The following is an 18,958-nucleotide window of genomic DNA, read 5'->3' as shown; positions in this document are numbered from 1 at the left end:
GTCGGCGGCGTCGGGGACAGCTGGGAATGACCCCGTTCGGCCAAGTCTTTCACGTCGTGGGGGCCTGGCGAGGCCGGCCCAGATCCTGGACTTGGTGGGTTGGGGCGCCGTCTGGCGAGGTGACCCGGACAATGGCGGCGGACAGCCGCCGGACAAAAAGAAGGGGAGTCTGATGTCCGACCGTCAGACCGTGGACATGTACTTCGATCCGTTGTGCCCGTGGGCCTGGATCACTTCGCGTTGGTTGTTGGAGGTCGAACAGGTCAGGCCGGTCGACGTCCGGTTTCGGGTGATGAGCCTGGCCGTCCTCAACGAGGGCCGCGACCTGCCGGAGAACTACCGGAAACTGCTCGACGGGGCCTGGGGGGCGGTCCGGGTCGCCGTCGCGGTCCAGCAGGACCACGACGACGCCGCGGTACGGGCGCTCTACACCGCGTTGGGCAACCGGATCCACCTGGAGAAGCAGCCGACCGGACCGGAGCTCTACACCGCCGCGTTGACCGAGGTCGGGCTGGACCCGGCGCTGGCCGCCGCCGCCGACGATCCGGCCTGGGACGGTCCGCTGCGAGCCAGCCACGCCGCCGGGATGGCCCCGGTCGGGATGGACGTCGGTACGCCGGTGATCCACGCCCCGGGCCCGGAGGGGGCCGGCCCGGTCGCGTTCTTCGGCCCGGTGATCACCCCGGTGCCGCGCGGGGAGGCCGCAGGCCGGCTCTGGGACGGTGTGCTGCTGGTCGCCGGGACGCCGGGATTCTACGAGCTGAAGCGGTCCCGCGAGGTGGATCCCACGTTCGACTGACCAATTCGTCGGTGTCGGGGACGAGTTCCATGTCGCCCGGCGTGTCGCTGCGCGGCGCACGTGACGCGTCCCAGGCCACGTCGTTGCCCAGGATGTTCACCCCGCCGGCCCGGTAGGAGACCGGGTCACACCGACGCATCGGAGGTCAACATGCTGGTCGACATCGACTCCGACTACTGGGATCTGCCCGTGCTGCGCGAGGCGATCGCCGCCCAGGTCTGGGGCGCGCCGAGTGACGGCAGTCGGCACCGGCGGGAACCGTCGGTCCACGAGGTGGAGCGGGTGCCCGTCGCCGTACCGTCGGGGCTGCCGGCGTCGACGGTCGGCGCGGTCCCGGCGGCCCGGTCCGGCGGCGGCCGGCACCGGCGCCCGACCCCGGTCGGCTGATCCGGTCCGGCCGGTCACTGCGGCCACCGCCGTCGACAGCGGCCCGGGCGACCGGGCCGCTGTCCGTCGTGCTGGTCCGGCGACCGGGCCGGCGTCCGTCGCGCTGGTCCGGCGTCCATCCGGTGGACACGGCCGATGTATCGGTCGTCACAGCGGACCCCGCCGGTAGCGTCCGCGCCATGACGGTCGTTCACCCGATTTCCCGCGCCTGGATCACCACCGGTGAGACCGGTGCGCAGAACTACGACGAGTTCGCCGACGACGCCGAGATCACCACGATCATCGAGGCGAATCCCCGTAGCGCGCTGGCGGTGGAGATGCCGCACCGGGCGCCGGACAGCCTCGGCCGGTCGTTTCTCGACTGCCTGCCGGCGGCCGCCCGACGGCTCGGCGAGGCCCGGGCCGACGGCAGCTACACGCCGGCCGAGCAGGTCGCCGTGCTCTACCGGATCACCGAGCCGGCCAGCGACGCGGCTGCGTACGGCCTGTTCGTGATGGTCGACACCGACCAGATCTCCACCAGCGCCGACGAACCGGGCCTGGTGATCCGCAACGAGGACGTGTTCATCGCCAAGGTCCGGGAGCGGGTCGCGTTGGCCGAGGCGGTCGGGCATCTGCTCTCCCCGGTGCTGCTGCTGCAGACCGGACGCGGCGACGAACTGCATGCCGCGCTCGCCGCGGCGGTCGATGCCGCCGGCGCGCCGGCCGCGACCGATCTGGACCAGGCCGGCCGTACCCACGCGATCTGGCCGGTCGGTCCGGGAGAACTGCAGCAGCGGCTCTGCGCGTTGGCCGGTGGCGGTGAGCTGGTCGTCGCGGACGGCAACCACCGCAGTCTGGCCGCGCAGACCGGCGGCCTGTCCCGGTTCTTGGCCGTGGTCACCACCCCCGCGTCGGTGGCCATCCAGCCGTACAACCGGCTGGTCAGCGAGCTGACCTTGAGCCCGGACGAGACGCTGGCCGGGCTGCGGGACGCCGGCGCGACGGTGACCGCGCTCGACGGTGCGCCGACGGTTCCGGCTTCCGGCGGCGAGGTACGGCTCTACCTGGCCGGACGCGGCTACCAGGTCACCCTGCCGGCCGCCGGCGGTGACCGGGTGGACAACCTCGACCATGCCCTGGTGGAGCGGGTGCTGCTGCGCGGTGTGCTCGGCCTCGACCCGGGCGACAAACGGATCACCTACGTCGGCGGCGACTATCCGGCCAGCTGGCTCACCGGCGAGGTCGACGCCGGTCGGGCCGAGCTGGCCGTGCTGATCGCCCCGGTCACCGTCGACGATTTCGTCGCGGTGAACCTGGCCCGGCAGAAGCTGCCCCGCAAGAGCACCTGGTTCACCCCGAAGGCGCGCGGCGGCCTGGTGCTGGCCGAGATCGGCTGAGCCGTTACGCGGGACCGGCTGACCCGGCTGTACGGCCTACCTGTCGGCGCTGAGAGACTGCGGGTATGCGCGTCTACCTGGCAGCCGACCACGCCGGCTACGAGCTCAAGGTGCATCTGGTCAACCACCTCGCCAAGCAGGGGTACGAGGTGACCGACGTCGGGCCGCACGAGTTCGACCCGGACGACGACTACCCGGCGTTCTGCCTGCATGCCGGAACCCGGGTGGTCGCCGACCCGGGCAGCCTCGCAGTGGTGATCGGCGGCTCCGGCAACGGCGAGCAGATCGCCGCCAACAAGGTGCCCGGGGTGCGGGCGGCCCTGGCCTGGAACCTGGAGACCGCGCAGCTGGCGCGCACCCACAACGACGCCAACGTCGTCGCGATCGGCGCCCGCCAGCACACCCTCGACGAGGCGACCACGCTGGTGGAGGCGTTCCTGGCCACCGGTTTCTCCGGCAACGACCGGCACGCCCGCCGGATCGCCCAGGTCGCCGCGTACGAGGTCGACCGGGAGTTGCCCGCGCTGCCCTGACCCGGGACGCCGCGGCGGCACCTTCCGGTGTCCGGTGGGTCGCGGGGGACCGGCCGGTTCACCGCTCCCGACGGGGCAGTTCCTCCCGGGGCACCCAGTGTCGGCGGACGATGGTCAGGGTCTCCTCGGCCCTGGCGAGGTCGTCCTCGCAGGGGCGGGACGCGTCCCGCGCCCGCAGCGCCGCGGAGATGCTGACCTGCGAGGTGCCGGAACCGACCAGTCCGCGCAGGCCACGGTCGGCGTCCCGGTCGTCGCCGCCGGACCCGCTGCCGGCGGAACGGCCCGACGGCTGCCGGCGCTGACGGTGCGTCGGCGGTGGCTCCGGGACGCGCTGCGACGGCTCCGGAGCACGCGGCCCCGGTGACTGCGGGCGCGGCCCCGGCACCGGCGTGCTGTCCTGTTCCGGCGTGCTGTCCTGTTCCGGGTCGTGCACCTCGGTGGTGCTGGCGCTGGCTGGTCCGCTGTCGGGGCGTTCCGTCGGGGCGCCGTGCCGGTGCCGTCGCCTGCGCCGTTCGAAGTCCGCCATCCGCCGACCGTACCGCGACCGGCTCAGAAGATCTCGATGCCGGCGGGGGCACGGTCCCAGCCGAACGCGGTGTTGGCCTCGGCCACCGCACCGTGGCGCAGCTCGCGTACCCGGCCGGCGTCGGCCAGCGACCGCAGCGACGGGCCGCCCAGGTACACCGCCGCCAGGTCGGCCACCCCGCAGGCCAGGTCCGCCGGCTCGTCGGTGGGTACGCAGCGGGCCTGTTCCCGGTCGCCGGTCAGTCGCCAGCGGCCGGAGTTCTCCGGCAGCAGCGGATCGGTGACGTCGACCACCACGTCGACTCCGGCGGCGTACCGGCGGGCGGACAGTGCCGCCGCGACGTCGACCAGCCGCACCCAGAGGCTGTCGGCGAGCGCGGCACCGAGTTGCCGGGGCTCGTCGACCAGCTGGAACAGCGGCTCGTCCAGCGTCGCGAACCGGAAGGAGAGCGCCCGGCTGAGGTCGATGCCGGTGAGGAACCGCCACAGGGCCCGGTATGCGTCGACGCTGCCGGCCACCGCCTCGATCACCCGTACCCGGCCCTTCGGCCCACGGGCGTCCCAGTCGCTGACCGTGCGCCACAGGGCGTAGCCGTCCGGGCCGGTCGGACCGTCGTGCAGCACCACCCGCAGCGCGGTCTGCCCGGACTGGCGGGCCGGGCTGTCGGCCAGCACGTACCGCCACCATCGGTCGTTTCGGCCGGACCAGCCGGGGCGACCGGGGCGCAGCCGCTCGTACACCGCCGCCAGGTCGGGCCGCAGCTGCCCGGGGTCGCCGACGCGTAGCGACCCGACGCCAGGGCCGATGCCAGGGCCAGCGGACGGGTCGGCACCCGCGCCAGGGCCGGCCGGGTCGAGCACCCGGGTTTCCCGCAGGTCGACATCCAGCTCCAGCCGCTGGGCGGCCATTCCGTAGCCGTACCGCGGGTAGATGCGGCCCTCGCTGGCCCACAGCACCGCGACCGGTTCGCCGCCGTCGCGCAGTTGGCGCAGCTGGCGGTGCATCAGCCGGGTCAGCAGCCCGCGCCGACGGTCGGTCGGGGCGACCGCGACCAGGGTGACGTGGGCGGCGGGCAGCACCGCGCCGGGCACGGTCAACTCCCTGGTGTACGCCCCCGCGTGCCCAACCACCCGGTCGCCGTCGGTGACCACCAGCGACCGGTCCGGCTCGAAGACGCCCTGCTCGACGTGGTGCAGGTCCGGGTCCGGGTTCTGGTGGAAGGCCGCCAGCAGCAGCTCCATCACTGGGTCGAAGTCCTGCGGCACGCCGGCCCGGATCGGAAGCAGTGCATCCATCCACCCTGTCTAACCGATCGGTGGCAGGGTCGGCGACCCATTTGTCGGCTCGCTACCCTCGGATGTGAGCGTCTAAATGGTACGGGGGTCCGCCCGCACCCGTGGGGAGGAAACATGGCAGATCGGCATACACCCTGGGCTGAGCGGACCGTGGAGGTGCCGCCGCAGCGTACGGCTCCCGGCGCACCGGGCGCGGACCAGCCGACGGCACCGGGCGTCGTCGGCCTTTTCCGGCGTGGAGTGGCGCAGGTCGGTCGGGGCGGGCCGCCGCCGACCGCCGAGTTCACCGCACCGCACGAGCCGACCGGCACGGGCTGGCCGTCCGAGGCCGGACCCGGCTGGTCGGACGGCCGGATCCGACCGCCCCGGCCATCGCTGAGCCAGCAGCTCGCCCAGCTGCGTCGCGGTGGCGAGTGGAGCGCGCTGGGCGGTCTGTTCGCCTTCGTCTGTTGGGGGGTCTGGGCCATCTCCGCCCGGGGGAACCTGGCCAGCCCGGTGCTGACCTTCGTGCTTACGATGCTGGTCGGGGCGGGTCTGTTCGCGCTGTGCCGGGTGATCGGCCGGGTGGTGCTGGAACGCCAGCTGGGCCGGGTCCGGCACGGTGCCCGCGTTTCGCACATGGTCACCGCGGCGTACCTGATCGTCGTCGGGTTCGCCTACCTGCGGCAGACCGAATGGGTGGTCAGCGTCTGGAACTGGTTCACTGGTTGGTTCTGAAGTTCTGACGCTCTGAGGTTCCTACGGTCTGACCGAGCGCGGGAGCCGGGCCGGGCGGCTACCGTGACGGCATGCGCAGTCGCGGCGCGGTGCTCCTGGGCGTCTGGTGCCTTCTGCTGGCCGCCGGCCTGATCGCTGCCTTCGGCGTGGTCTGGTGGGTCTTCGTGCGGACCTGGCGCGGCCAGTGGCTGGACACCATCGCGCTGACCGGCAACTCGATCGGCCAGGACGAGGCGTACGGGCCGGCGAGCACGGTGCTCGGTGTGGTGTCGGTGGCCTCGCTCGCCCTGGCCACCGGGGTGATCGGGTTCATCGCGCTGATCCGGGGCCGGGTGCTGCTGGCGGTGGTCGCCACCGGGGTGATCGCCGGCTCCAACCTGACCACCCAGTGGGTCAAGTACGCCGTCGCCCGGCCGTCGATCGGGGTCGACCCGGTCGACGCGAACCCGGCCAACAGCCTGCCCAGCGGGCACACCACGGTCGCCGCCTCGGTCGCGGTGGCGCTGGTCCTGGTGCTGCCGGCGGCACTGCGCGGCATCGGCGCCCTCGCCGGTGCCGGCTACGCGGCGGCCGCCGGGGTGGCCACCCTGTCCGCCGGCTGGCACCGGCCCAGCGACGCGGTGGCGGCGCTGCTGGTCGTCGGAGGGTGGGCGGCGGCCGGGATGCTCGCGCTCACGCTGGCCCGGTCGCCGGACGACGAGCTGCGCCCGAGCGGACACCACCCGATGTCACTGGCGCTGCTGCTGCTCGCCGGGGTCGGACTGCTGGCGGCGGCCGGGGCCGCGATGGCGGTGACCGACCAGGTGACCGGGCTGCCGCTGGAGGCGCTGAGCCGTCGGCGGCTGTTCGTGGCGTACGCGGGCAGCGCGGCGGGGATCGCCGGCACGGCGGCGGTCACCATGGCCCTGGTGCTGGGGACCGCCGGCTACGCCGTACCGGCCCCGGCGTCCACCGGCCCGGATCCGGCCGGCGGGACCGGAACCGGTTGAGGTGGAACCGATCGGGATCGAGCGACGTCTCAGCAGACATGACGATTTTTCGAGGCGTACGGGCGGCGGCCACCGCCGCCTCCCTGTTGCTGCTCACCGCCGCGTGCGGACAGAACCCGGGCACCGACTCGTCCACCGACGGCACCGCCGGCGGGTCGTCGCTGCCGGCCGACACGCTGGTCCTACGGGTGGACCACACCGGCGGTTTCACCATGCCGTCGATGCTGCTGACCCGGCTGCCGGTGGTCAGCGTGTACGCCGACGGCCGGGTGATCACCCAGGGCCCCACCATCCTGGTCTATCCCGGTCCGGCCATGCCGAACCTGCAGGTCCAGACGATCAGCGCGGAGCAGGTCGACGAGCTGGTCAAGCAGGCGCTGGCCGCCGGGGTCGGCACCGAGCAGGACCTGGGCCGGCCGCCGGTGGCCGATGCGACGTCGACCCGGTTCACCGTGCTGACCGACAACGGCGTCGAGCAACTCGAGGTGTACGCGTTGTCCGACGACGCTTCCGGTGACGCCGGGCTGACCGACGAGCAGATCGCCGCCCGGGACAAGCTGCGGGACTTCGCCGACTCGCTCAGCGAGCTGTCCGGCGGGGTCGGCGCGGCACCGGAGGACTCCGAGCCGTACGTCGCGCACGCGATCGCCGCGGTCGCCGAGCCGTGGGTGGCGGTCGACGAGACCGTCGACGCCAGCCAGCCGGAGGTGGCGTGGCCCGGCCCGGAACTGCCCGGCGAGCCGCTGTCCGAGACGCTCGACCTCGGCTGCGTGACGGTCACCGGGGAGGCGCTGGAGAAGCTGCGCTCCGCAGCGGCGGACGCGACCACCGCCACCCCGTGGACGTCGGCGGGTAAGCGGTGGACGGTGACCCTGCGCCCGCTGCTGCCGGACGAGACGGACTGCTCGGACCTCACCGCTGCGGGCTGATTCCTCCCCAGCCGGCGCGGCGCGGTTTCAGTCGGTCTCGTAGCCGAGGTTGGGGCGCAGCCAGCGCTCCACCTCGGCGAGCGGCATCCCACGCCGGGCCGCGTAGTCCTCGGCCTGGTCCCGGCCGATCCGCCCGATGGTGAAGTAGCGCGACGCCGGGTGGGCGAAGAGCAGGCCGCTGACGCTGGCCGCCGGGGTCATCGCCCCGGACTCGGTCAGCTCGATGCCGGCCCGCCCGGCGTCCAGCAGGTCGAACAACTGCCACTTCTCGCTGTGGTCCGGGCTGGCCGGGTAGCCCAGCGCCGGTCGGATGCCGCGGAACCGCTCGGCGTGCAGGTCGGCCACGTCCGGGTCGGCGTCCGGCTCGTACCAGTCCCGTCGGGCCCGCAGGTGCAGGTGCTCGGCGAACGCCTCGGCCAGCCGGTCCGCCAACGCCTTCACCATGATCGCCCGGTAGTCGTCCTGGGCGGCCTCGTACCCGGCGGCCAGTTCCTCCGCGCCGTGCACGGCTACCGCGAAGCCGCCGAGATGGTCTCCGGCCGGTGCCACGTAGTCGGCGAGGCAGCGGTTCGGCCGCCCGGCGGGTTTGGTGGTCTGCTGGCGCAGCATCGGGATCCGTACCGGCTGGTCGGTGTCGGTGCCGCCGCCCGGCGGGTCGGCCTTGCTGGCGGCGATGACCAGGTCGTCGCCCTCGGAGTGGGCCGGCCAGAAGCCGTAGACGCCGTGCGCCCGCAACGAACCGTCGGCGATGATCTGGTCGAGCATCGTGTTGGCGTCGTCGAACAGTTCGCGGGCGACCGGCTGGTCCAGGATCGCCGGGTACTTGCCCTTGAGCTCCCAGGCGAGGAAGAGGAACTGCCAGTCGATCATCGGCCGCAGCTCGTCGAGGCCGGGCTCGACGTACCGTACGCCGGTGAACGCCGGCACCGGCAGATCGTCGAAGGACACCGGCTCCGCGTTGGCCCGGGCCTGGGCGAGGGTGAGCAGCGGCTGCCGCCGGTTGGTGTGCTGCTCGCGCAGCCGGTCCTGCTCGGCCCGGTTGTCGCTGTCGAACTGCTCCACCCGGTCGGCGCTGAGCAGGTCGGAGACCACCCCGACCACCCGGGACGCGTCGAGCACGTGCACGGTGCTCCCGTCGTACGCCGGTGCGATCCGCACCGCGGTGTGCTGCCGGGAGGTGGTGGCCCCACCGATCAGCAGCGGCAGTTTCAGCCCGCGCCGCTGCATCTCGCCGGCGACGGTGACCATCTCGTCCAGCGACGGGGTGATCAGACCGGACAGCCCGACCGCGTCGGCGTTCTCGGCGACCGCGGTGTCCAGGATCTTCGCGGCCGGCACCATCACCCCGAGGTCGATGACCCGGTAGTTGTTGCAGCCCAGCACCACCCCGACGATGTTCTTGCCGATGTCGTGCACGTCGCCCTTGACGGTGGCCAGCACCACGGTGCCCGGCCCGCGTTCCCCGCCGCTGTCGGCGGTGGACTCCTGCCCGGCCGGTGCGTTGGCGGCGTCCTGCCGGGCCTGTTCCTTCTCCGCCTCCAGGAACGGCTCCAGGTAGGCCACCGACCGTTTCATCACCCGGGCGCTCTTGACCACCTGCGGCAGGAACATCTTGCCCGAGCCGAACAGGTCACCGACGACCTTCATGCCGTCCATCAACGGCCCCTCGATCACGTCGAGCGGCCGGGCCGCCAGCTGGCGGGCCTCCTCGGTGTCGGCCTCGATGAAGTCGACGATGCCGTGCACCAGCGCGTGCGACAGCCGGTCGGCGACCGGGGCGTCCCGCCAGGACAGATCGACGGCGCGCTTCGTGCCGGAGCCGGAGACGGTGCCGGCGAACGTCACCAGCCGGTCGGTGGCGTCCGGGCGGCGGTCGAACAGTACGTCCTCGACCAGCTCCAGCAGGTCGGCCGGGATGTCCTGGTAGACGGCGAGCTGCCCGGCGTTGACGATGCCCATGTCCAGCCCGGCCCGCACGGCGTGCAGCAGGAACGCCGAATGCATCGCCTCGCGGACCACGTCGTTGCCGCGGAACGAGAACGACAGGTTGGAGATGCCGCCGCTGGTGCGGGCACCCGGGCAGCGCTGCTTGATCAGCGGCAGCGCGTCGATGAACGCCTTCGCGTACCCGTTGTGTTCGCTGATCCCGGTGGCGACGGCCAGCACGTTCGGGTCGAAGATGATGTCGGTGGGGTCGAACCCGGCCTTCCCGGTGAGCAGGTCGTACGCGCGGGCGCAGATGTCGACCTTGCGTTGGGTGGTGTCGGCCTGGCCCTGCTCGTCGAAGGCCATCACCACCGCTCCGGCCCCGTACTCGCGGATTTTGCGGGCCTGGTCGAGGAAGACCTCCTCGCCCTCCTTCAGGCTGATCGAGTTGACCACGGCCTTGCCCTGTACGCACTTGAGGCCGGCCTCCAGCACGCTCCACCGCGAGCTGTCGATCATGATCGGAATCCGGGCCACCTCGGGCTCGGTGGCGATCAGATTGAGGAAGGTCACCATCGCCTGCTCGCTGTCGAGCAGATCGGCGTCCATGTTGACGTCGAGCAGGTTCGCCCCGCCCCGGACCTGGTCCAGCGCCACGTCCACGGCGGCCTGGAAGTCGCCGGCCTCGATCAGCCGGCGGAACCTCGCCGAACCGGTCACGTTGGTCCGCTCACCGATCATCACGAACCCGGTGTCCGGGCCGATCTCGAACGGCTCCAGCCCGCTGAACCGGCTGGTCCGTGCCGGCTGCGGCACCGGCCGCGGCACCTTCCCGGCGACCGACTCGGCGATCCGGGTGATGTGCGCGGGGGTGGTGCCGCAGCAGCCGCCGACCAGGTTGACCATGCCGCTGTCGGCGAAGTCGGCCAGCATCGCGCCGGTCTCGTCGGGGGTCTGGTCGTAGCCGCCGAACGCGTTCGGCAGACCGGCGTTCGGGTGGGAGGCGACATAGCTGTCCGAGACGCGGGCCAGCTCGGCCACGTGCGGGCGCATCTCCTCGGCGCCGAGCGAGCAGTTCACCCCGACGACCAGCGGCCGGGCGTGCTCGACGGAGCGCCAGAACGCCTCGACGGTCTGCCCGGACAGGGTCCGCCCGGACAGGTCGACGATGGTCACCGAGATCCACAGCGGCAGCTGCGGCACCACCTCGCGGGCCGCCGCGATCGCCGCCTTCGCGTTCAACGTGTCGAAGATCGTCTCGATGAGCAGCAGGTCGACGCCGCCCTCGGCGAGCGCCACCAGCTGCTCGGCGTAGGTCGCCTTGACCCGGTCGAAGGTGACGGCGCGGTAGGCCGGATCCTCCACCCGGGGCGACAGCGACAGCGTGACGTTGAGCGGGCCGACCGAGCCGGCCACGAACCGGCCGCCGAACTCGTCGGCCGCCTGCCGGGCCAGCTGCGCGCCGCGCAGGTTCATCTCCGGCACGTACGCCTCCAGCCCGTAGTCGGCCTGGGCGATGCTGGTCGCGGTGAACGTGTTGGTGGTGGTGATGTCCGCGCCGGCGGCCAGATACTGCCGGTGTACGTCGAGGATCACGTCCGGGCGGGTCAGGTTGAGCAGGTCAGGGTCGCCGGTGACGTCCCGGGGGTGGTCGCCGAACCGGTCGCCACGGTAGTCGGCCGGGGTGAGACCGGCGCCCTGCAGCATGGTGCCCCAGGCGCCGTCGAGCACCGCGATCCGCTGACTCAGCAACTCCCGCAGCGCCCGCTCGCTGTCGCCGGCGCGTGACAAATGCTTCACCTGACACCTCCGCTGGTAGCTCGGAGGCGCCCTTGTCTGGTGGTCACGCCCGATCAGGGGCCGTGATCGTGGCCGAGCGTGGCGGGCTTCTCGCGGCCCGTCGCAGCGCCTCTCGACCTTGTGGTGATCCTACCCGTGGCCCGCTCCGGGCACCCGGGTGATTCTAGCCGGCCCGGTCGGACACACCCGTGGCCCGGCTGTTGCGGTCTTCGCACACCTGTCGGGTAGCTTCGGTGACCGGCTCCGCCGCCAGCGGACGCCGGCAGCCATCCGGACCGACGGGAGATGTTTCGACATGGGCAGGAAGACGGTGTACGTCTCCGATTTCAGTGGTGCCGTGCTGGACTCGGCGGACGAGCTGGTGCGGATCGTCGTCCTCGAACATCCCGACCTGGTCGCCGGTCCGGTGCGGCTGGAGGCCCGGCAGGACGAGGTGGAGAGCATCGACGACGCGGCGCTCGACGTCGCCGTCGTGGAGATCCACGACGGGCAGGGCGACGGCGAACCGCGTCGGGTGGTACTGACCGCCAGCGAGTTCGACTCGCTCGCCACCGACGTGCCGATGGCCCAGCTGCTGCGTACCGCCGAGCGGGTCAAGCCGGCCAAAACCGGCCGCAAGGCCGCCGAGCGGGTCGACTACGCGACGTTGGAGCACGCCGGCAAACCGCACCGCGGCAAGACCACCGGCGAGGAGGCCCGGCTGGTCCGCGACCACCTCGACGAGATCAACAAGCGGTTGGCCGACGAAGGGCTGCGCCAGATCGACCCGGCCGATCCCGACCATGCCGAGCGGTACGGCTTCGCCCGCTCGACCGATCCCGACTGACGCCGTGCTCGCCACCCCGCTGACCTGACCTGAATTGTCGGTCCGCCTCGGCATACTCCGGTTCGGGCCGGCGACGTCGCCGGCCGGTGACCAGAGGTGACCAGGAGGGGATCGATGGGGACACCGAATGCCGGGGCGCTGCTCGCGATCGGCACGGAGAAGGGTCTGTTCCTCGCGACCAGCACCGACGACCGGCGCGGCTGGCAGGTCAGCGGCCCGCACTTCGCGATGACGGCGGTGTACGCGGTGGCGATCGACAAACGCCGGGCGGCGCCCCGGCTGCTCGCCTCGGTGGCCAGTTCGCACTACGGGCCCAGCGTCGCGACCAGCGACGACCTCGGGCGCACCTGGTCCGAGCCGGAGCAGCCGCCGGTCGCCTTCCCGGCCGACACCGGGGCCACCCTGGAGCGGGTCTGGCAGCTCGCACCGGCGTCGGCCGCCGAGCCCGACGTGGTGTACGCCGGCAGCCAACCCTCGGCGCTGTTCCGGTCGACCGACGGCGGTGCCAGCTTCGAACTGGTCCGGCCGCTGTGGGAGCACCCGCACCGGCCGCAGTGGGAGGCCGGCTTCGGCGGCCAGGCGATCCACACCGTCCTGCCCGACCCGCGCGACCCGGCGGCCCTGCTGGTCGCCATGTCCACCGGCGGCGTCTACCGCTCCGCCGACGCCGGGGCGAGCTGGGCACCCGGCAACACCGGCATCCGCGCGTACTTCCTGCCCGACGAGTGGCCCGAGTTCGGCCAGTGCGTGCACAAGGTGGCCCGGGACGCCGTCGACCCGGACCGGCTGTACGCACAGAACCACCACGGTGTCTACCGCTCCGACGACGCCGGCACCACCTGGTCGTCGATCGCCGACGGCCTGCCCAGCGACTTCGGCTTCCCGATCGCCGCCCACCCGCACCGGTCCGGGGTGATCTACACGTTCCCGCTGGTCGCCGACTCGCGGAGGTTCCCGGTCGACGACCGGTGCCGGGTGTTCCGGTCCGCCGACGCCGGTGCCACCTGGCAGCCGCTCACCGCCGGCCTGCCGCAGCACCCGTACTATCCGGCGGTGCTGCGCGACGCGCTGACCACCGACGACGCGCCGACCGCCGGGGTCTACTTCGGCACCCGCAGCGGCGACGTGTTCGCCAGCCGTGACGAGGGCGACTCCTGGCAGCCGGTCGCCACCGGTCTGCCCGACGTGCTCTGTGTCCGGGCCGCGGTGGTGTGACGTGGTGACGCTGCTGGTGCCGGGCGCGCTGCGGGCGGACAGCGGTGGGCAGGCCCGGCTCACCGTCGACGCCGACGGCACGCTGCGGGCGGTCCTCGACGAGGTGACCCGCCGCTGGCCGCGACTCGCCCGCCGGATCCGCGACGAGCAGGGCCAGATCCGGCGGTACGTGAACGTCTACGTCGACGGTGCCGACCATCGGCACAGCGGCGGCCTGGACACCCCGGTCCCGGCCGGCGCCCAGGTGCAGGTGATTCCCTCGGTCGCCGGCGGGTGATCCGGCACACGTCATTCCGGGCGGCGGCGCGGGGCATGATCCACTTGTGCCCAGTCTCCTGATCGACCTCGGCCCGTTGCGGGCCAGCGCGCCGTACCGCCGAATGTGGCTCGGTGCCTCGCTGTCCGGCATCGGCACCAGCCTGACCACGGTGGCCGTCGGTCTGCAGGTCTACGACCTCACCGGCTCCACGTTCAACGTCGGCCTGGTCGGGTTCTTCGCGCTGGTGCCGCTGGTGGCGCTGGGCCTGTACGGCGGCGCGGTGGTCGACGCGTACGACCGGCGACGGGTGGTGGTCGCCACCTCCACCGGCCTGTTGCTGGTCGGGGTGGGTTTCACCGGGCAGGCGCTGTTCGACGTCGGCAGCGTCGGGCTACTGTACGGCCTGGTCGCGGCGCAGAACGGGCTGTTCGCGATCAACAACCCGGCCCGGACCGCGATCGTGCCGAGGCTGCTGCCGATCGGTCTGCTGCCGGCGGCTAACGCCCTGTCCAACCTGTCCATGGGGGTGTCCCACACGCTGGGTCCGCTGCTGGCCGGGGTGCTGGTCGGCTGGTGGGGCTACCCCGGGACCTATCTGATCGAGGTGGGGTTGGTGGCGGTGGCCCTGGCCACCCTGGTGGCGTTGCCGTCGATCCCACCGGAGGGCGAGGTCCGCCGGGCCGGGCTCGCCTCGGTCTGGGAGGGCCTGCGCTTCCTCGGCACCCGGCCGAACGTGCGGATGACGTTCCTGGTCGACCTGGCGGCGATGGTGCTGGCCATGCCCCGGGTGCTGTTCCCGGCGATCGGCGCGACCGCGCTCGGCGGCGGGGCCACCACGGTGGGGCTGCTCACCGCCGGCATCGCCCTCGGCACCATGGCGGCGAGTCTGCTCTCCGGGCCGCTGGGTGCGGTCCGTCGGCAGGGTCTGGCTGTCCTGGTGTCGGTGGCCGGCTGGGCGGTGGCGATCACCGTGTTCGGGCTGATCGTGGTGGCGGCGCCGGGGCCGGCGCCGGGCGGTGGCGCGCATCCGCTGCTCTGGGCGGCGGTGGCGGTGCTGCTGCTGGCCGGCGCGGCGGACGCGGTCAGCTCGGTGTTCCGGATGACGATCCTGCAGGCGGCGACGCCGGACGCGCTGCGCGGTCGGCTGCAGGGGGTGTTCATCGTGGTGGTCGCCGGTGGTCCGCAGCTGGGCCAGTTGGTGCTCGGCACCACCGCGCAGCTGACTGGTGAAGCGGTCGCGGCGGTCGCCGGTGGCCTGGCCTGCCTGGCGGTGCTGGCGGCGCTGGCCCGCCACCAGCCGACGTTCGCCCACTACGACGCCCGGGATCCCACTCCGTGAGCGGACCTCCGGCACCGGCACAATGGTCTGCGCCGACCCGAGGGTCCGCACCGGCGAACACCCCCCGCCGGTTCCCCCAGCGCCGAGGAGTCGCTTCGATGGACAGATTCGCCGACCGGGTCGCCCTGGTCACCGGAGCCGCGCAGGGTATCGGGGCCGCCACCGCCCGGCGGTTGGCCGCCGAGGGCGCCACGGTGGCGGTGGTCGACCTGACCGCCGAGCGGGCCGGTCCGGTGGTCGACGAGATCGTCGCGGCCGGCGGCAGCGCGATCGCGGTCGGCTGTGACGTGACCGACCCGGTCGCCGTCGACGCGATGGTCGACCGGGTGGTGACCGACCACGGGCGGCTCGACATCCTGGTCAACAACGCCGGGATCACCCGGGACAACCTGCTGTTCCGGATGCCGGCCGACGACTGGGACGCGGTGCTGCGCACCAATCTGTCCAGCATGTTCCACTGCTGTCGGGCGGCGCAGCCGCACATGGTGCCGGCCCGCTACGGCAAGATCGTCAACCTGAGCAGCCGGTCCGCGCTGGGCAACCGTGGCCAGGTCAACTACGCCGCCGCCAAGGCCGGCGTGCAGGGGCTCACCGCCACCCTGGCGATCGAGCTGGGGCCGTACGACATCAACGTGAACGCGGTCGCACCCGGCTTCGTGGCGACGTCGATGACCGCCGCGGTGGCCGCCCGGATCGGGGTCGATCCGGACGAGCACCGCCGGCAGGTCGCGGAGCGGACGCCGCTGCGCCGGGTCGGCCAGCCGGCCGAGATCGCCGCGGTCATCGCCTTCCTGGCCAGCGACGACGCGTCCTACGTCAGCGGCCAGACGCTGTACGTCAACGGTGGTGCCCGGTGAGCCGGCCCGCCGGTCACAGCTCCCGGTAGGTGGCGTGGTCGAAGTCGGCGTACCCGCCGTCGTTGCCGATGTCCTGCACCCACAGCCCGACGAACGCGCCGGTGAAGCCCCAGGCCTCCGGCTCGCCGTCGGTCATCCGAGCGGCGTACTCGTCGGACAGGATGGTGGCGTCGAGTTCGACCGGCAGCTCGCGCCAGTGGTCGCCCCGGTGGTAGCCAAACCGCAGCACCGGGCCGTCGAACACCACTCGCAGCCCGAGCCGCGCGACGTCGGTGACGTCGACGCTGACCTGCGGGTAGGCCTGCCGGCGGCCGCTGTCGCAGCTGAGCAGCTGCAGCTCCTGGCGACCGTCGTCGGTGCGGGTCAGGTAGGCGTAGTGCCAGTTCTCGGTGTTGTAGTAGCCGGTCACCCCGGCGAGCTGGCGGGGGGTGGCCGCGCGGAACTCGACGAGCGTCTCGAAGACGCAGTTCGGTGCGGTCACCCGGCGGGCGACCAGGCTGGGGCGTTGCCGTCCGACCGGGGACTGTCCGCCGACGATCCGCAGGTGTGACGGACGGCTGGTCAGGTCGGTCCAGTCCGGCCCGGCCGGTCGGCGCAGGGTCGACCAGCGCGGGCCGAGGGTCGCGGCGTCGAAGTGGTCGGTGGACGGCTCGGCGGGCCAGGGGTGCGCCGGCAGGTCGGGGGCGGGCACCTGCTCGGCCGGGATCTGACCGGCGACCCGCGGCCAGCCGTCGGCGGACCAGTCGACCCGCTGGATCGCGGTTTCCCGGCCGAGGACGCACCGCCCCAGTGGGGTGTAGGGCCGGCCGACCAGGTGGGCCAGGTACCACTCGCCACGCTGGGTCCGCACCAGGCTGCCGTGCCCGGCCTTCTGCAGGGTCAGTTCGGGGCGGCCGACCGAGGTGAGCATCGGCCCCTGCGGGTCGGCCTCGTACGGACCGAGCAGGGCGCGGGACCGGGCGACGGTCACCTGATGTTCCCAGCTGGTGCCGCCCTCCGCGGTGACCAGGTAGTACCACCCGTCGTGCCGGTAGATGTGCGGTCCTTCGGTGAGCCCGGTCGGGGTACCGGTGAAGATGGTGACCGCGTCGCCGACCAGCCGCCGGGCGTCGCGGTCGTAGCGCTGGATCTCGATGCCGCCGAACCGGTCGCGGCCCGGCCGCCAGTCGGCGGTCATCGCCAGCAGCCAGGTGCTGCCGTCGTCGTCGTGGAACAGCGACGCGTCGAAGCCGTGAGCGTGCAGCGGCACCGGGTCGGACCACGGGCCGTCGATCGACGGGGCGGTGATCAGGTAGTTCTGCGGGTCCCAGTAGCCGCTGGCGAAGCTGGCGACGTCACTGTAGACCAGGTGGAACAGGCCGTGCGCGTACGTCAGGTCGGGCGCCCACACCCCGCACGAGTCTCCGGCGCCGGTCAGGTCCAGCAGCCGTCGTTCGGTGAGGATCCCGTCGAGCGGGCGCCAGTGCACCAGGTCCCGTGAGTGGTGCAGGGTCACTCCCGGGTACCACTCGAAGGTCGACGTGGCCAGGTAGTAGTCGTCGCCGACGCGCAGCACCGACGGGTCGGGGTAGAACCCGCGCAGCACGGGGTTGGTGATGACCCGGGCCGAGGTGGCCACGTCGGTCGTGTCGGTCGGCATCGGTGGTCCTCCGGGCTTGGCTCTCGAAAGCTTCGGCAGTTTTCCGGAAAGTATGCCACTCGTGGAGGCCTTTGCGGTCCGTCGACGACGGTCGTTGTGTGGAAATCAGGTCTTGACCGGGCGGTAACGCCGTCGTAGCGTGCGCAACGTCACCAATTCATGGCGTTCCGCAGGTGAAATTTTCGGTGACGTTGGTCGATTGCTCGGCAACCAGCGGTGGGTGGGGACCACACTCGCCGCTTACCTGAGGGGACGGCACATGGCGACACCGATCCACCTTTCCCGCCGTACGCTGCTGAGCCTCGCCGGCCTCGGAGCCGGCGCGGTCGCCCTCGGCGGGTGCGGCGACTCCGGAAGCGACAGTGCGGGCATCGAGTGGTGGCACATCCAGAACACCGACCCGATGCTGCCCGTCTGGGCGGCGTTCGCCGAGGAGTTCCAGGCGCAGAACGAAGGCGTCGGCATCACCATCACCCCGCTGGAGAACGAGGCGTTCAAGGCCAGGCTGACCACGGTCACCCAGGCCGGCGACCCGCCGGACATCTACCACACCTGGGGCGGCGGCGTGCTCCGGCAGCAGGTCGAGGCCGGGCTGTGCCAGGACATCACCGACGCGGTCGCCCCCTGGCGGGACATCCTGCAGCCAGCCTCGACGCTGCCGTACGAAATCGACGGACGGTTGTACGGCGTCCCGTTCGACATCGGCATGGTCGGCTTCTGGTACAACAAGGCGCTGTTCGCCGACGCCGGCATCACCGCGCCGCCGCAGACCTGGGCCGAGTACCTCGAGGTCGTCGGACGACTCAAGTCCGCCGGGATCACACCGATCGCGCTGGCCGGCGGCGAGAAATGGCCCGGCCACTACTACTGGGCCTACCTCGCGATGCGCATCGGTGGCATCGAGGCGCTGAGCCAGGCCGCCGAGGACGACAACTTCACCACTCCGGCGTTCATCGGCGCCGGCGAACGGTTGGCCGAGCTGGTCGCCCTCGAACCGTTCCAGGAAGGTTTCCTCGGCGCGTCGTACGGTCAACCCGACGGCCAGGCCGCCGCGATGGGCAACGGCGACGCGGCGATGGAACTGATGGGCCAGTGGGCCCCAGCCGTCCAGGAAGAGGCGTCCGGCGTCGAGGGCGGGCTCGGCACCGACCTCGGCTTCTTCCCGTTCCCGGCGGTCGACGGCGGTCAGGGATCGGCGTCCGACGCGTTCGGCGGCGGTGGCGGCTTCGCCATCGGCCGCGACGCCTCGCCGGACGCGATCCGGTTCCTGGAGTTCATCAGCCAGGTGGACAAGCAGCGCCGCGCCGTCGCCACCGGCGCGTTCCTGCCGGTCACCATCGGCGCCGAGGACGCGATCGAGGACCCCAACCTCGCCGCCGTCGCCGAGACCCTGGCCAACGCCAGCAACTTCCAGCTCTACCTGGACCAGGCATACGCCCCGGCGGTCGGCCAGGAGGTCAACGACCGGGTCGCCGAACTGATCGCCGGGCAGATGACCCCGGAGCAGGTCGCCGAGGCCGTCACCGTCGTCGCCCAGCGCTGA

Annotated in this window: 17 protein-coding genes; 13 read left to right on the top strand and 4 right to left on the bottom strand. The window is 72.5% G+C overall.

Translation table 11 applies throughout. The features are described 5' to 3' along the window. Window positions 1-172 precede the first annotated feature (172 nt). From EDC02_RS19265 to EDC02_RS19250, 4 genes are all read left to right on the top strand, one after another. Entirely contained in the window at window positions 173-799 is a 627-nt protein-coding gene (locus EDC02_RS19265) for a DsbA family protein (RefSeq protein WP_123603170.1), read from the top strand. A gap of 150 nt (window positions 800-949) precedes the next feature. Further along, window positions 950-1,186, top strand: coding sequence for a hypothetical protein (locus EDC02_RS19260; protein ID WP_123603169.1), 237 nt, complete (start codon window positions 950-952; stop codon window positions 1,184-1,186). A 179-nt stretch (window positions 1,187-1,365) separates the two neighbouring features. Next, window positions 1,366-2,565 carry a DUF1015 family protein gene (locus EDC02_RS19255; protein WP_123604944.1) on the top strand — a complete coding sequence of 400 codons (1,200 nt, stop codon included), beginning with the start codon at window positions 1,366-1,368 and terminating at the stop codon, window positions 2,563-2,565. 65 nt (window positions 2,566-2,630) lie between these two features. Next, window positions 2,631-3,098, top strand: a complete 468-nt coding sequence (locus tag EDC02_RS19250) for a ribose-5-phosphate isomerase (protein WP_123603168.1) — start codon at window positions 2,631-2,633, stop codon at window positions 3,096-3,098. A gap of 58 nt (window positions 3,099-3,156) precedes the next feature. Here the strand turns inward: EDC02_RS19250 and EDC02_RS19245 are convergent, their stop codons facing one another. Both EDC02_RS19245 and EDC02_RS19240 read right to left on the bottom strand, forming a co-directional pair. After that, the gene (locus EDC02_RS19245) at window positions 3,157-3,624 is read right to left on the bottom strand and encodes a hypothetical protein (RefSeq protein WP_123603167.1); all 468 of its coding nucleotides are present in this window, start codon (window positions 3,622-3,624) and stop codon (window positions 3,157-3,159) included. 23 nt (window positions 3,625-3,647) lie between these two features. After that, window positions 3,648-4,919 carry a GNAT family N-acetyltransferase gene (locus EDC02_RS19240; RefSeq protein ID WP_123603166.1) on the bottom strand — a complete coding sequence of 424 codons (1,272 nt, stop codon included), beginning with the start codon at window positions 4,917-4,919 and terminating at the stop codon, window positions 3,648-3,650. Between the two features lie 114 nt (window positions 4,920-5,033). Here EDC02_RS19240 and EDC02_RS19235 point away from each other — a divergent pair, with 114 nt between their 5' ends. The 3 genes from EDC02_RS19235 to EDC02_RS19225 all read left to right on the top strand — a co-directional run bounded on the left by EDC02_RS19235 (window position 5,034) and on the right by EDC02_RS19225 (window position 7,554). Continuing rightward, window positions 5,034-5,636 carry a hypothetical protein gene (locus tag EDC02_RS19235; protein WP_123603165.1) on the top strand — a complete coding sequence of 201 codons (603 nt, stop codon included), beginning with the start codon at window positions 5,034-5,036 and terminating at the stop codon, window positions 5,634-5,636. A gap of 71 nt (window positions 5,637-5,707) precedes the next feature. Then, the gene (locus tag EDC02_RS19230; protein ID WP_123603164.1) at window positions 5,708-6,625 is read left to right on the top strand and encodes a phosphatase PAP2 family protein; all 918 of its coding nucleotides are present in this window, start codon (window positions 5,708-5,710) and stop codon (window positions 6,623-6,625) included. 38 nt (window positions 6,626-6,663) lie between these two features. After that, the gene (locus EDC02_RS19225; RefSeq protein ID WP_123603163.1) at window positions 6,664-7,554 is read left to right on the top strand and encodes a hypothetical protein; all 891 of its coding nucleotides are present in this window, start codon (window positions 6,664-6,666) and stop codon (window positions 7,552-7,554) included. A 27-nt stretch (window positions 7,555-7,581) separates the two neighbouring features. Here EDC02_RS19225 and metH read toward each other — a convergent pair whose 3' ends face one another. After that, window positions 7,582-11,229 carry a methionine synthase gene (gene metH, locus EDC02_RS19220; RefSeq protein ID WP_233606414.1) on the bottom strand — a complete coding sequence of 1,216 codons (3,648 nt, stop codon included), beginning with the start codon at window positions 11,227-11,229 and terminating at the stop codon, window positions 7,582-7,584. A gap of 346 nt (window positions 11,230-11,575) precedes the next feature. On the opposite strand from metH, the gene EDC02_RS19215 reads away from it, so the two are divergent. The 5 genes from EDC02_RS19215 to fabG all read left to right on the top strand — a co-directional run bounded on the left by EDC02_RS19215 (window position 11,576) and on the right by fabG (window position 15,776). Beyond that, window positions 11,576-12,106: a hypothetical protein gene (locus tag EDC02_RS19215; protein WP_123603161.1), complete on the top strand. Its 531-nt coding sequence runs from the start codon at window positions 11,576-11,578 to the stop codon at window positions 12,104-12,106. Between the two features lie 114 nt (window positions 12,107-12,220). Beyond that, window positions 12,221-13,321 (top strand): sialidase family protein, encoded by a 1,101-nt coding sequence (locus EDC02_RS19210; protein WP_123603160.1) that lies wholly within the window; start codon window positions 12,221-12,223, stop codon window positions 13,319-13,321. A gap of 1 nt (window position 13,322) precedes the next feature. Continuing rightward, complete coding sequence (locus EDC02_RS19205) at window positions 13,323-13,598, top strand: ubiquitin-like small modifier protein 1 (RefSeq protein WP_123604943.1); 276 nt, start codon at window positions 13,323-13,325, stop codon at window positions 13,596-13,598. A 46-nt stretch (window positions 13,599-13,644) separates the two neighbouring features. After that, window positions 13,645-14,919: an MFS transporter gene (locus EDC02_RS19200; RefSeq protein ID WP_123603159.1), complete on the top strand. Its 1,275-nt coding sequence runs from the start codon at window positions 13,645-13,647 to the stop codon at window positions 14,917-14,919. A gap of 98 nt (window positions 14,920-15,017) precedes the next feature. Beyond that, window positions 15,018-15,776 carry a 3-oxoacyl-ACP reductase FabG gene (gene fabG / locus EDC02_RS19195; RefSeq protein WP_123603158.1) on the top strand — a complete coding sequence of 253 codons (759 nt, stop codon included), beginning with the start codon at window positions 15,018-15,020 and terminating at the stop codon, window positions 15,774-15,776. A gap of 13 nt (window positions 15,777-15,789) precedes the next feature. Here fabG and EDC02_RS19190 read toward each other — a convergent pair whose 3' ends face one another. Beyond that, window positions 15,790-17,415, bottom strand: coding sequence for a glycoside hydrolase family 43 protein (locus tag EDC02_RS19190; RefSeq protein WP_123603157.1), 1,626 nt, complete (start codon window positions 17,413-17,415; stop codon window positions 15,790-15,792). Between the two features lie 259 nt (window positions 17,416-17,674). Here EDC02_RS19190 and EDC02_RS19185 point away from each other — a divergent pair, with 259 nt between their 5' ends. Beyond that, window positions 17,675-18,958 (top strand): extracellular solute-binding protein, encoded by a 1,284-nt coding sequence (locus EDC02_RS19185; RefSeq protein ID WP_123603156.1) that lies wholly within the window; start codon window positions 17,675-17,677, stop codon window positions 18,956-18,958.

The sequence above is a fragment of the Micromonospora sp. Llam0 genome, assembly GCF_003751085.1.
GTDB lineage: Bacteria > Actinomycetota > Actinomycetes > Mycobacteriales > Micromonosporaceae > Micromonospora_E.
This window is presented reverse-complemented; position numbering and strand designations above follow the sequence as displayed.